The 13,774-nt window shown below is 44.8% G+C and carries 9 protein-coding genes; 1 reads left to right on the top strand and 8 read right to left on the bottom strand.

Annotated features, from left to right (window positions below; translation table 11 throughout):
* Positions 1–1,254: 1,254 nt before the first annotated feature.
* From rplT to HMPREF0666_RS07340, 5 genes are all read right to left on the bottom strand, one after another.
* Positions 1,255–1,599 (bottom strand): 50S ribosomal protein L20, encoded by a 345-nt coding sequence (gene rplT / locus HMPREF0666_RS07360; protein ID WP_004383393.1) that lies wholly within the window; start codon positions 1,597–1,599, stop codon positions 1,255–1,257.
* A 36-nt stretch (positions 1,600–1,635) separates the two neighbouring features.
* On the bottom strand, positions 1,636–1,833 hold the full coding sequence (gene rpmI / locus HMPREF0666_RS07355; protein ID WP_004360280.1) for a 50S ribosomal protein L35: 198 nt from the start codon (positions 1,831–1,833) through the stop codon (positions 1,636–1,638).
* 125 nt (positions 1,834–1,958) lie between these two features.
* Positions 1,959–2,639, bottom strand: coding sequence for a translation initiation factor IF-3 (gene infC, locus HMPREF0666_RS07350; protein ID WP_009011757.1), 681 nt, complete (start codon positions 2,637–2,639; stop codon positions 1,959–1,961).
* 691 nt (positions 2,640–3,330) lie between these two features.
* The gene (locus HMPREF0666_RS07345) at positions 3,331–4,401 is read right to left on the bottom strand and encodes a zinc ribbon domain-containing protein (RefSeq protein WP_042856147.1); all 1,071 of its coding nucleotides are present in this window, start codon (positions 4,399–4,401) and stop codon (positions 3,331–3,333) included.
* Between the two features lie 126 nt (positions 4,402–4,527).
* Positions 4,528–6,624 carry a U32 family peptidase gene (locus tag HMPREF0666_RS07340; protein WP_042856145.1) on the bottom strand — a complete coding sequence of 699 codons (2,097 nt, stop codon included), beginning with the start codon at positions 6,622–6,624 and terminating at the stop codon, positions 4,528–4,530.
* Between HMPREF0666_RS07340 and HMPREF0666_RS07335 the strand changes: the two genes are divergently transcribed.
* A complete protein-coding gene (locus HMPREF0666_RS07335; RefSeq protein ID WP_042856144.1) occupies positions 6,615–6,923 on the top strand; it encodes a hypothetical protein in 309 nt (102 codons plus the stop codon). The two genes, HMPREF0666_RS07340 and HMPREF0666_RS07335, sit on opposite strands and share 10 nt — an antisense overlap.
* Before the next feature lie 46 nt (positions 6,924–6,969).
* Here HMPREF0666_RS07335 and metA read toward each other — a convergent pair whose 3' ends face one another.
* The 3 genes from metA to HMPREF0666_RS07320 form a co-directional block, all read right to left on the bottom strand.
* A complete protein-coding gene (metA, locus tag HMPREF0666_RS07330) occupies positions 6,970–7,860 on the bottom strand; it encodes a homoserine O-succinyltransferase (protein ID WP_009011753.1) in 891 nt (296 codons plus the stop codon).
* A 382-nt stretch (positions 7,861–8,242) separates the two neighbouring features.
* Positions 8,243–10,276: a M13 family metallopeptidase gene (locus HMPREF0666_RS07325; RefSeq protein ID WP_042856141.1), complete on the bottom strand. Its 2,034-nt coding sequence runs from the start codon at positions 10,274–10,276 to the stop codon at positions 8,243–8,245.
* An 815-nt stretch (positions 10,277–11,091) separates the two neighbouring features.
* On the bottom strand, positions 11,092–13,086 hold the full coding sequence (locus HMPREF0666_RS07320; protein ID WP_009011751.1) for an ABC-F family ATP-binding cassette domain-containing protein: 1,995 nt from the start codon (positions 13,084–13,086) through the stop codon (positions 11,092–11,094).
* Between the last annotated feature and the right edge of the window lie 688 nt (positions 13,087–13,774).

Raw genomic sequence — 13,774 nt, 5'->3', positions numbered from 1 at the left:
AGAAGGGGGAGGGGCCAATTGTTTGTTAGTTATGTGACGTTACCCCTATTGGTCTGCAACTCGGCTCTTGGGTAGTTCTTTCTCTCACAGAACACACAGATGTAACAGAACTTTTCCGCCAACGTTTCGAGCCCACAGAACGCCTTCGGCATACAGATATCACAGAGCGTTACTGCCAAAGATAGGTATTGGATATTGAGTGTTAGGTGTTGATGATTAGCCAAAGAGGCATCAGAGTGAATCTATATTCCCATCAAGACACAAGCAGCGAAGGAGGGGTATCTCGGTGATCACTCCCTTCTCCATTCGGAAAGGGGCTGGGGGTGAGGCTTCACTTGGCTGTAAGATTCTGTGTCATCGGTTGACTTAATGTCTCTGTGAAGCTTTGTGTGTTCTGTTCTTCTGTGTTACTCTGTGAGAAATAGAACGCACCCTCTTGATAAGATAAGACTCATGCAAATCGCTGGGGAGGTTTTTCTCTCACAGAACACACAGATGTAACAGAGCTTTTCCACCAACGTTTCGAGTCCACAGAACGCCTCCGGCATACAGATATCACAGAGCGTTACTGCCAAAGATAGGTGTTGGATGTTGAGTGTTAGGTGTTGATGATTAGCCAAAGAGGCATCAGAGTGAATCAATATTCCCATCAAGACACAAGCAGCGAAGGAGGGGTATCTCGGTGATCACTCCCCTCTCCATTCGGAGAGGGGCTGGGGGTGAGGCTTCACTTGGCTGTAAGGTTCTGTGAAATCGGTTGACTTAATGTCTCTGTGGGCCTTTGTATGATCTGTTCTTCTGTGTTCTTCTGTGAGAAAAAGAACACACCCACTCTATGAGATGACACACAAACAACACGCTGGGGAGGTTTTTCTCTCACAGAGCTCACAGAGTTAACAGAGCCTTTTTGCGCACAGTTTCGAGTCCACAGAACGCCTCCGGCATACAGAGTTCACAGAGCGTTACTGCTAAAGAAGGGTGTTGGGTGATAGTTGTTAGGTGTTGATGATTAGCCATAGGGGTATCTCGGTGATTACGCCCCTCCCTTCTGGGGAGGGGAAGGGGGAGGGGCCTCTTCCTCATAGGGGTATCTCGGTGATCACTCCCCTTCCCTTCGGGGGAGGGGAACGGGGAGGAGCCAGCTGGGGTCGGGGGGGGAGGCCGCCCCCATAAACCAAAAAAGCTGCCACCCGAAAGGATGACAGCTCTGTTCCGTTATAATGAGTACTCACACGAAGGTGAGCGACACTAAATTTACTTTACTTTGTCAACAATAGCCTTGAAAGCTTCCTGATTGTTAACAGCGAGGTCAGCGAGCACCTTACGGTTAATCTCGATACCAGCCTTGTGCAATGCACCCATCAACTGGCTGTAGCTCATATCATAAAGACGAGCAGCAGCGTTGATACGCTGAATCCACAATGCGCGGAAGTTACGCTTCTTGTTACGGCGGTCACGATAAGCATAAGTCAAACCCTTCTCATAGGTATTCTTTGCTACCGTCCAAACATTTTTACGGGCACCATAGTAACCCTTAGTCTGCTTCAGAATTCTTGTTCTCTTTGCTTTTGAAGCAACATGATTGACTGATCTTGGCATAGTTTTTCTTTCCTTTTAATTTGTTTGACTAATGAATTAACGGAGATTGAGCAAGTCGCGTACCTGCTTCAAGTTTGTACCATCCACGAGCGTCTGGTGAACAAGATTTCTCTTCTGTTTCTTTGTCTTCTTAGTCAGAATGTGACTGTGGTAAGCGTGATGACGTTTGATCTTACCAGTACCGGTGAACGTGAATCTCTTCTTTGCGCCGGAATTTGTCTTCTGTTTTGGCATTTTTGTAAATTTTAAAATTGTTATTTATATTCATCTGTGGCAACGTATATACCAGGACGTTACGCACAGGGTTGCTCATCTTGCCCCTACCCTATCCTTTCAGAAAAGAGCTGGCTCAACAAGCGTTAGTCAATATTCAACTTCTTCAAAGCGTCTGCACCATTCTTGGCATTGGCAAACAGTCCGCCGTCGGTTGCAGTCTCTTCAACGACCTTCTCTGCAGCAGCCTTTACACCAGCCTCAGCCTCCTCACGGTCACGCTTCTGTTGGCTCTTCTTTGCAACGCCAGCCTTCTTAGGTGCAAGATAGAGGAACATCTTCTTGCCCTCAAGTTTTGGGAGTTGCTCCACCTTTGCGAGCTCTTCAAGGTCATTGGCAAAACGCAACAACAAAACCTCTCCTTGTTCCTTAAACAGGATGGAACGACCACGGAAGAATACGTATGCACGTACCTTGTTACCTGCATTGAGGAACTCTTGTGCGTGCTTGAGCTTGAACTTATAATCATGCTCATCTGTTTGTGGTCCAAAGCGAATCTCCTTCACCTCCTGCTTCACCTGCTTCTGCTTCATCTCCTTCTGATGCTTCTTCTGCTGGTAGAGGAACTTAGAATAGTCGATGATACGACAAACCGGTGGCTGGGCATTAGGAGAAATCTCCACAAGGTCAACTCCTGCTTGATGAGCCAGCTCTAACGCTTTTCGCGTAGGCATAACTTCTGCTCCATCATCACTTACCACACGTACTTCCCGAACGCGAATCTGTTCGTTCACGCGGTACTTCATTTTCATTTTGTCATTCTTCATTCAACTATTTTAAAGAGTATAATTTTGCTAAACGAGTGCAAAGTTACTATTTTACAACTGATTAACCAAGGATTTTATCGATATTTTTATCATCGAAGCATGAAAAAAACTTAATCCGAAAGGCTAATCAGTTCAGCTACTCATGAACATTACTTATTAATGGACATAACGAACGTCAAATCCCGAAAACAAACTACCGAACGAACTAAAACACAAAGACTGACGTCAAAGAGATTTTGATTTTCCTGTCATATCTGTCATCTATTACGGGCACATAACTAATTAGTTCCCAGTGAGGTTACGTGAAATGTTAAAAGTGACAGCAAACTAAAATAAAAAAAAGTTCTGTATTAAGCCTATAAATAAGGTAAGTGAACATCTGTCATTCCTCTACTTCAATACACCTTGGGAGCAACACCTTTCGCAGAGAGGGATAATGGCATCTATCCGTATTTACACATGTGCAAAAAACACAAAGGCAATACGAACAAACAAATCTACCTACCTACCTCGTTATTACCTAACAGGTGTATTTATAAATACAATCGTTCTCTTAGTTATTGTACGGATCTACCATATCTATTCAACAACGCCTTTCTGTAAGTAAAAGGTTTGTTCCTCCTTAAATAAAAAGCCCCATACCTTCGTAAGGTCTGGCAATCCTTAATTCAGAAAGGGCCAAAAAGTATCTTTATTCATTGATTGCACCACAATGCGGACACCTTCCTTTTCGATGGAGACGAACACCACAGTTGCCACAATAATAAGTTTCACTACTCTTACGTAAATAGACACGGAAGGCGTAATAGATATAAACTATGAGAAGTGGATAACCTATATAATATAAGGTGAGCACGGAGAAAACGATATAATTGACGGCACACACAGCTCCTAACCCACAAAGATAAAGTAGGGTTTCGCCTGATTTCAATAATCTTCGGACGTCATCAATCGTTGCGATACCAATAATGAGCATGGCCCATACCAATACTAAGAAGATATTAAGTAGGGGAGGCTGCGAGAAAGGATTAAGCGAAGGATGGAAATAGAACTCACGCCACGTCTCTGGCGCAAAGAGCTGTATACTGGCATAGAAGGCTGCGGATAGTGCCACAATAACGGCTAACAGCGTAGGATAAAGCGAACTAATATCATTGAAATGTACGATATGTGCGTTCTTCTTCAATATCTTACGGGCCAGATAGCCAACTCCCATAATGGAGATAACAATCAAGAAGATAAGCAAGTGGATGTTTGAGAATGTAGAGATAAACTGGGAAATAGGGTCAGCTGGGTCTACCTGCTTTAAGAGACGGTTCTCATGAACCCACCCAAAGGCATAGTCCTCCGTAGCTATCTGCACCCATACCGAATCCTGCTTATCATTAGGAAGAATACGAATATCAGCCACAACGACCTCCTTTCCTTTCTTCACAGCAAAGGAATCTGTCTCCATCTTGTTGACAGCCTCCTCTGGTTGTTGACGAAGAAGCATCAGAGAATCAGCTGTTACAATAAAGTTAAACCCTTGTGAATAGTGATGTTTCACACGAAAAGACAAGGAGTCTACCCTACTTCGTGTACCACTCCATTCAATGTTATCAGTATCTTTCTCCTTTAAAATAGAGTCGCCCCCAGCCTCTATTCGTCGGGAGATTTGTGCCTCTTGAATACTGTCTGGCAAACGAAAGGAGGATGGCGTCTTCTTATGATAACAACCTGTTAGCAAAAAGCTAAGCAAGAAGAGAAGGAATACCCCCATTAGCCCATATCGTTGTAGGGTATAACTACTTGCCTTTTCTCTCGTAGAAAAGTCAACACGGGGCTCTCTTTTCAGGTTCACTTTATCCATAATCATAATGATTAGTAATGAATAATGACTTTTCATTTAAGTAGCGTTTCGAACATTCATCTGACAGTTCTTACAATCAAACTCTAAACGGAAACGTCGCTTATCTGGTAGTTCGAGGAAGAGTGGTTCACGCCATGTGGGTTTCTTTCCACCTCGTTTCACACAATAGCCGAGCGAATAACGAATACAATGACGACACTGCATCAAGAGATGAGAGACGGCGTCTTTATCCCCCCTGATAGAAAACGACTTTCCTGTTGACTCTGAACCATTGTCTACAGAAGGATATTGAATTTCAAAAGCAGGCTCAGCTTTGGTCAGTCCCTGCTGCTCATAGAACTTACGGGCAACATCATTGGAGATGTTATACAGATAAGGCATTTGCTGATACTGGGCAGGATTTACCACTGTTATATGTGGCTTATGGTCAGACACCTTATCCACCGATTTCCTATGAATCGTCATACGCTGCCTATTCAGTATCTGTTTATCAAGTTCCTCTACCACCATACGGCGAAGTTCTGCAAGAATACTGCTTGGAATAAAGTACTTATCAGCCTCGTCAACTATCTCAACCTCTGAACATTCATATACCGTATTGCCCAACTTAGTGAGCTGGCGTATGATGTTATCGCGTTGAGGCTTTTGGGCAAGTTGGAGACCTCCCCCATCCCCTCCAAGGGGAGGAGAGAGCCTAACGGGATGTTCGTTGGATATTCGTTTGTTAGATGTTTGCTTTGGAGTAGCACTTCCTATCACCTCTGCTTTTGCCCATATTGTCCCACGACAATCCGTTAGGCACTCCCCTCCTTCGGAGCGGTTGTGGGAGGTCTCAGGTGAGGTTCCAAACCACATCTTTATCTTAATCTTACGTTCAGCAGTCTTACCGCTCAACTCCTTATCAAAGGCTTGGTCTTGATTACGATACAAACTCATCCCTGCTTTTAGACCTTTTGGCATCTTAAACGGATAGAGTCGATTACCCACAGCACGGTTCACACGAAATCCCTCCAACCGTGTAGACTGATTGACTGGGTCACGTGAAAGGAAACAGAGTCCGTCACCATTCGCAAAGTTTGCTGTACTGGACACGTTAAAGCTGTCTCGTCTTATCTCTTTTACCCTACCAACAAACTCACCCAATGCCTTTGGTGTATCAGGAGAGAAGATATCTGCCTGCCTGCCTTTGAGGAAGTAATTGGTGTAACCACGGTTGAATGTCTTCTTCAAATCTGGCGTAAACGAATAACGGACACGTCCCAACGAAGCACGACGGAACTCATCAGGATGCTTACTGATTATCTCATCAATGCGCTTACTATAAGCTGACACAACATTCTTCACATAGTTTATATCCTTCAATCGCCCCTCAATCTTAAAGGCACAAGCCCCAGAACGCATCAGCGTTTCAAGGTTATCAATCTGACTCATATCCTTCAATGAAAGAAGATGACGCTGGTGTTCGATGGTCTTTCCGTCTGAATCCTTCAAATCAAACGCCAATCGACAGAACTGTGCACAGGCACCACGATTGGCTGAACGACCGAAACTATACTGGGAAACATAACATACACCACTATAACTTACACATAATGCTCCATGTACGAAGGCTTCCAACTCAAGGTTTGGCAACCGCTTATGAATATCGCTTATCTCTTCAGCAGACAATTCACGAGCAAGTACAACACGATCAAACCCCTGCTGACTCAGCCATTGAGCCTTCTCCCATGTACGTGTATCACATTGTGTACTGGCGTGGAGTGCTACCGTATCGGGTACTATCTCCCTCACCTTACTCATCAGCCCCATATCCTGTAGAAGGAAGGCGTCTACCCCTACGTCCACCAACTCACGCACCAAGGCCATTGTATCGTCGAACTCATCATTATAGATAATCGTATTGATGGTCACATGAACCGTGGCACCATAGCGATGAGCATATTCGCATAGCTTACCAATATCCTCCACACTATTACCTGCAGACTGACGTGCTCCAAATCGAGAAGCACCGATATATACGGCATCTGCTCCGTGGTCAATAGCTGCCATTCCACATTCAAGATTCTTGGCTGGCGCAAGGAGCTCTATAGTAATGGGTGATGGGTGATGGGTGTTGGGTGTTGATGATTGCATATTGTTGGGTGATGGGTGGTAATTGTTGGGTGTTGGGTGGTAATTGTTGGGTGTTGATGAAATGTATAGAACAGGATGGACGTTGGGTGATAGATGTTTATTGTTGGGTATTGATGAAGTGTTTAGAGGATGATGAGCATCGGGTGATGGGTGATTATTGTTGGGTGCTGATAAAGTGTTTAGAGCTTGATGAGGTGATTGAAGGTATTAACAACCAATGTCGTCTATTTATGGTGAACAAAGATGCTAAGCAAAATTACTATTCTTCAACACCTAACATTCAACACCTAACACCCTAATCCTCAACACCTAACATTCAACATCTAACACCCTACACATCAACACCTAACACCCATCATTCACCACCCAAGCCACCCAATTCACAAATAGTAAATTGGCATGTGCACGCCAGGTGACAAGCGGACCATTCGTTGGCTTGTCATCACGATAATAATGTTTCGGGACCTCTACATCGTCTCGCTTACCAAAGTCACGGTGATACTCCGTATCGAGGGTGTCTGGGGCATACTCTAAATGACCGGTGATAAAGAACTCTCGCCTACTACATGACCTAACAATAGACACACCACTCTCTGCTGATTCAGCTACGATCTCGAGGTCGGCGACTCGTTCAATATCCTCACGCCTTATCTCTGTATGACGACTCTGAGGCATACGGAAGACATCATCAAAACCACGGAAGATAGGCAGTTCGGGCTTTAGAGGAATCGTAGGGAAGATACCAAACATCTTCTTCGGCAATGGATACTTAGGGATATCATAGAAATGATAGAGTCCTGCCTGTGCTGCCCAACAGATATAAAGCGTTGAACGCACATTCTCACGAGCCCAATTGAATATCTCTTGTAGCTCTTTCCAATAATCCACCTCCTCGAAAGGTATGTCTTCAACAGGTGCTCCAGTGACTATCAACCCATCAATCTTCTCCTTGCTTAGCTCCTCTAATGTATGATAGAATCGGTCGATGTGTTCCGCTGGAGTATGGCGGGAGACATGACTCTTGAGTTTCATGAATCTGATATCTAACAGTAGTGGACTATTAGAAAGAAGACGTATGAAATCAGTCTCCGTCGTAGCCTTGAACGGCATAAGATTGAGTATGACAATGCGAAGCGGACGTTTATTGTCCTCCTTAGCAAGCATATCTTCTATGTTGATATTCTCACGCTTCAGCATATCAATGGCGGGAAGTCCGTCAGGTAATATCAATGGCATATCCTGTTTCCTTTATCTTTAATGGTCGTATAAGCATACAACCCTACTTTTCTCTACTATAAATAAGCTACAAAGATAGTAATTAATAAGAGATTGCACAAGTCTTATCTACACAAAAGTATAACAACGAATACGAATAGACACCCCACCTTTCTTTCCTGCAACAATATCCTCCTCTATAAGAATAAACACAAAAGGCTCACGCTAACCATTCCTATCAACATCATATCTGATAAGAATGATTAGTCGTAAACCTTTTATTTTATAGATTTATTGGTATGGGAAATATCGAACGACAGATGTGATAATCAACTGAGAGTCAAGCCATCAACACCCAACAGTCATCACCCATCACCCAATATTCAACACCCATCACCAACCATTACCACAGCTTCAGGCGTTCATTCTCAGGGATGAAGAGCTTATCACCCTCCTTCACACCGAAGGCCTTATACCACGCATTAATATGAGGAAGAGCACCATTGACACGCCACTCGCCGAGAGAGTGTGGGTCACTCTTCACTCGACTACGGATTTCAGCCTCAGTGATATTGTTTGCCCATACGCCTGCATAAGCGATGAAGAAACGCTGTTCTGGTGTGAAGCCCATAATGACCTTACCCTTCTTAGCCTCTGGTGTCTTCTCGAAAGCATTGAAAGCCACCTCAAGACCACCATGGTCAGCAAGGTTCTCACCTAATGTGAGCTTACCGTTAGCATTGAGGTCTGGCAACACCTTAATAGCACTGAAGAAATCAGCATACTTACCAGTACGAGCCTCGAAGTTCTTTCCATCCTCTTCAGTCCACCAGTCTGTCATATTACCATCCTTGTCGTAATGGCGTCCTTGGTCATCGAATCCGTGTGTCATCTCATGTCCTATCACCACACCAATGGCTCCATAATTAAAGGCATCATCCGCCTTCGGCTCAAAGAATGGGTATTGAAGAATACCTGCAGGGAAGCAGATTTCATTCGTCGTAGGATTATAATAGGCATTAACGGTCTGTGGTGTCATCAGCCACTTATCCTTATCAACAGGCTTACCAGCCTTCTCTTTGATAGCATCCTCAGCCCAGAACAACTGACAGTTCTGCACGTTCTCATAATAAGACTTTGTTGGGTCTATCTTAAGTTGGCTCAAGTCCTTCCACTTATTAGGGTAACCCACCTTCACATAGAAGGTTGAGAGCTTCTCAAGAGCAGCCTTCTTAGTAGCCTCACTCATCCAGTCTTGTGCCTTAATACGCTCAGCAAGACTCACCTCAAGATTCTTGATGAGGTCTTCCATACGTTTCTTACTTGTAGCTGGGAAGTAACGCTCACAATAGATTCGGCCAAGCGCCTCACCCATCTGCTTCTCCACCTGCTGTGTAGCACGTTTCCAACGAGGATAATCTTCCTTCGTACCACGCATCGTCTTACTGAAGAAATTGAAATACTCTGCCCGTATATCATCACTCAGATAGTTAGCTGAAGCAAGGATAGCGCTCCACTCCATACGTGCACGCAGTTCCTCTGCACTCTCTGTAGCCGTTAGCTTATCAACGCCAGCAAGGAAAGCAGGCTGACACACTACCATCGTCTGAATATACTCGCTCTTAATACCTTCGGCATTAGCCAACTGCTCGAGTGGGATATTAGGATATTTCTCCTTAAACTCACCGAGTGTCATCTTATTATAGTTGGCCTCAACGTCACGTAACTCCGTACGGCTCTTTGAGATCAAAGCCAACATTGTCTCATAACGCATCACAGCATCACGCTTAGCCGCAGCCTGTGTATCAGAGAAACCATAGAGGCGGAACATATTAGCGATAAACTGGCGGAAGGCATTACGGATGTCTGCCGTAGCCTTGTCATTATCGAGATAGTACTCTTTCTGTCCAAGGCTCAATCCGTCCTGATAGATAAGAAGGATATTCATCTTCGCATTCTTCTCATCAGCCTCAAAGGAATAACCCATTGGAACACCATAACCGAAACTTGCATACTTCAACTGCAGGGCACGAAGGTCGGCCAGACTCTTTGCACTTTCCATCTCGTTGAGTAGCGGTTTAACCGGACTTACGCCCTCCTTGTTACGGCGCACTGAGTCCATGGCGAGCTTATAGAAGTCGCCTAACTTTCTCTCTGTTGACCCTTCCTTACCCTGTTTCTTGAGCAAGTCAGTGAGGATCGTGTTGATACGCTTGTTGTTGTTCTCTTGCAACTGGTCGAACGAACCAAAGCGTGAGAAGGCTCCTGGTAGCGGGTTAAGCTTCTGCCATCCACCCGTGGCAAACGTAAAGAAGTCGTCAGCCGGGCGTACCGACTTGTCGAGATTCTCTGCCTTGATACCTGCCTGACCCTGTGCCATAGCAGTGAAGGGCGCAGATGCAAGGAGCATCATTGGTAAAAGTGATTTAATACGCATAGTAATATATTTAATTAATAATAACCTCCCCCAACCCCTCCGAAGGAGGGGAGTGCAGGAAACAGGCCTGATTACCGTAGTTGATTTAGGACCTCCCCAACCCCTCCGAGGAGGGGAGTGCAGGAAACAGCCCTGCTTACCGTAGTTGATTTAGGACCTCCCCCAACCCCTCCGAAGGAGGGGAGTGCAGAAAACAGCTCTGCTTAACGTAGTTAACACATAACTTTAATCTTCTAACAGAGAGTAATATAGAATACTTATCATCCACTAACTATCGTGAGGAACACCCACAAACTAATGTGAAGTTAACATCCCTATCACAAGTAGCCGACCTATCCAGACATAGCTGGTTTGGGACCTCCCCCAACCCCTCCGAAGGAGGGGAGTGCAGAAAACAGCTCTGCTTAACGTAGTTAACACATAACTTTAATCTTCTAACAGAGAGTAAAATAGAATACTTCTCATCCACAAACTATCGTGAGGAGCATCCACAAACTATCGTGAGGAACACCCACAAACTATTAAAAAGATAACATTCCCATCACAAGTAGCCGACCTATCCTGCCATAGCAAGTTTGGGACCTCCCCCAACCCCTCCGAAGGAGGGGAGTGCAGGAAACAGGCCTGCTCATCATAGTTAATATATAACTTTAACCCTCTATCAGAGAGTAATATAGAAAATTTCTCATCCACAAACTATCGTGAGGAACACCCACAAACTATTAAAAAGATAACATTCCCATCACAAGTAGCCGACCTATCCTGCCATGGCAGGTTTGCGGCTCCCCTCCTTCGGAGGGGCTGGGGGAGGTCCCCTACTCCTTCATCCCCTCCAGCTCTTCCGACAGTATGAGCCATCGGTCGTTCTCCTCATCAAGTTCACGCTGAAGGTTGGTATATTCCGCAACGAGTTCCATATTCGAGGCATTCTCTGGTGCCATAAGGAGCTCATCGAGTTCGCTCTTGCGTGCTTCCAGCTTCGCTATCTTAGCTTCCGAGTCGTCCACTGCGCGTTGCGCCTTACGTATCTTCTTCTGCAGTTCCTTACGTTCAGCGTATGACAAGGTCTCACCTGAGGTTTCAGCCGACCCTTCCGAAGGGAGGGGAGCAGCATTTCTACTATTATCAGATGACAGCGACACTGTCTCAGTACCCTCTCCCTTTCGAGCAAGTTGGAGGGACTCACTGGAGCTTCTAAGCCAATCGTAGATACCACCTAAATGTTCTCTCACCTTACCACCACCGAACTCATAGACCTTACTTACCAGTCCATCGAGGAACTCACGGTCGTGGCTCACGATGATTGCCGTACCATCAAAGGCCTTAATAGCCTCCTTCAACACTTCCTTTGAGGCTATGTCAAGATGGTTGGTAGGCTCATCAAGGATAAGAAGGTTTACTGGTTCAAGCAATAACTTAATCATCGCTAAGCGCGAACGCTCACCTCCTGAGAGTACTTTAACATACTTCTCTGACGTCTCTCCACCAAACATAAATGCACCGAGGAGGTCGTTTATCCTCAGACGCATGTCTCCTGTAGCCACCCTATCGATAGTTTCATAAATCGTAAGGTTCTCGTCTAACAGTTGTGCCTGGTTCTGTGCGAAATAACCAATTTGCACGTTATGCCCTATCTTCAGCGTACCGTCAAATGGTATCTCACCCATGATACACTTCACGAAGGTAGACTTTCCCTCACCGTTCTTACCGACGAAGGCTACTTTCTCACCTCTTTTAATAATAAGGTCGACACCCTCAAAGACCGTCTGCCCCGGTCCGTCACTATGCAGTCTACTTGGATAAGTCTTCCCCAAGCCCTCTGCAATGACAGGATAGTCACCACTTCTCAGACACGGAGGGAATTTCAGACGCATAGCCGAATTATCCACCTCGTCCACTTCTATGGGTACTATCTTCTCCAACTGACGGATGCGTTGCTGCACCTGTACGGCTTTCGTGGCCTGATAACGGAACCGTTCGATAAACGCCTTAGTGTCGGCAATCTCCTTCTGTTGGTTCTCATAGGCACGAAGCTGCTGTTCGCGACGTTCTTTCCTAAGGACAAGATACTCGTCATACTTCACCCGATAGTCTTCCACATGGCCACAGGTTATTTCCAGCGTACGGTTTGTTACATTATTAACAAACGCTCGGTCGTGACTAACCAATACTACAGCCTTAGCACTCTGGGCAAGGAATTGCTCCAACCATTGGATTGACTCAATGTCAAGGTGGTTCGTTGGCTCATCAAGTAAGAGTACGTCTGGACGGCGGAGGAGTATCTTTGCTAACTCAATACGCATACGCCATCCACCAGAGAACTCACGGGTAGGACGGTCGAAATCGTCTCTCGTAAAACCAAGACCCGTCAGTGTACGCTCTATCTCAGCCTCATAATTCTCACCTCCCATCATCATATAGCGTTCATGCTCCGTCGTAAAGCGCTCAACGAGTTCGGCATATCCGTCACTCTCATAGTCGGTGCGCTCAGCCATCTCCTGCTCCATCTCCTTGAGTTTGGCCTCCATCTTCGTCTTGTCAGCGAAGGCCTTGCGCGTTTCCTCCTTCACGGTCGTATCGTCAGAAAGCTTCATCACCTGCGGCAGGTAGCCTATTGTCGTATCATTCGGTACAGAAACGGACCCGCTCGTAGGCTTCTGCATCCCACAGAGTATCTTCAGCATGGTTGACTTTCCTGCTCCGTTCTTACCCACTAAGGCTATCCTGTCTCGCTCATTGATGACGAATGAAACATCCTTAAACAATGGCTTCACGCCAAATTCCACCGTCAGTCCGTCTATTGATATCATGTTCTAATCTCTTTCCTAAATGTTCTTTGCAAAGATAAGATTTTATTTTCAATAAGAGAAGTCCGTCTTTTGTACATTTCGTTACGCTATTCCGTCTCTCTCATCTCCCATAAGACCTATCGGCATATACCTATTTTGTTTATTTTTCTATGTTATTTTTGCAATTTGACAAAGATAGTAATAATAAACTAAAAAACCAATGAAAAGGTGAATTAATACACAACATTCTCGCTAAAACTACTTTTCTGTACCGATGTACTCCTATCCTACCATGCCATAATACGATTTCTTTTATTATTACACAACGTCTATCGAACGCTTGAAATTATTTTACAATAATCCAAATAAGAGTCAGTAAACAGCAAGCCAAACACACACTATAATCAAGCTTACAACTAACAGTAATTCAGATGGTTATAAACAACAAAGGAGAACATGCCCTTCAAGCATAAAGAAGGGCATATTCTCCAACGCTAAACATAACATACTGATTTATTGAAGTTTACAGACTTAATTATAAGAGGTATCATACACCTATCCAGAGGGTGTTCAGCTCATTACAATGTAATTATTTTTCATGCTCTTATAGAGTCTTCTGATATGTGGAGTATTTTGTTTTACTTGCTATCATCTCAGCTTTTTTCAGTCATCAGTAGAGGGCTATTTAGTTACGAAATCATAACGCATA

Source organism: Prevotella sp. C561 (assembly GCF_000224595.1).
Taxonomy (GTDB): Bacteria; Bacteroidota; Bacteroidia; order Bacteroidales; family Bacteroidaceae; genus Prevotella; species Prevotella jejuni.
Note: the sequence above shows the minus strand (reverse complement) of the source record. Positions and strands in the feature narration are given on the sequence as shown.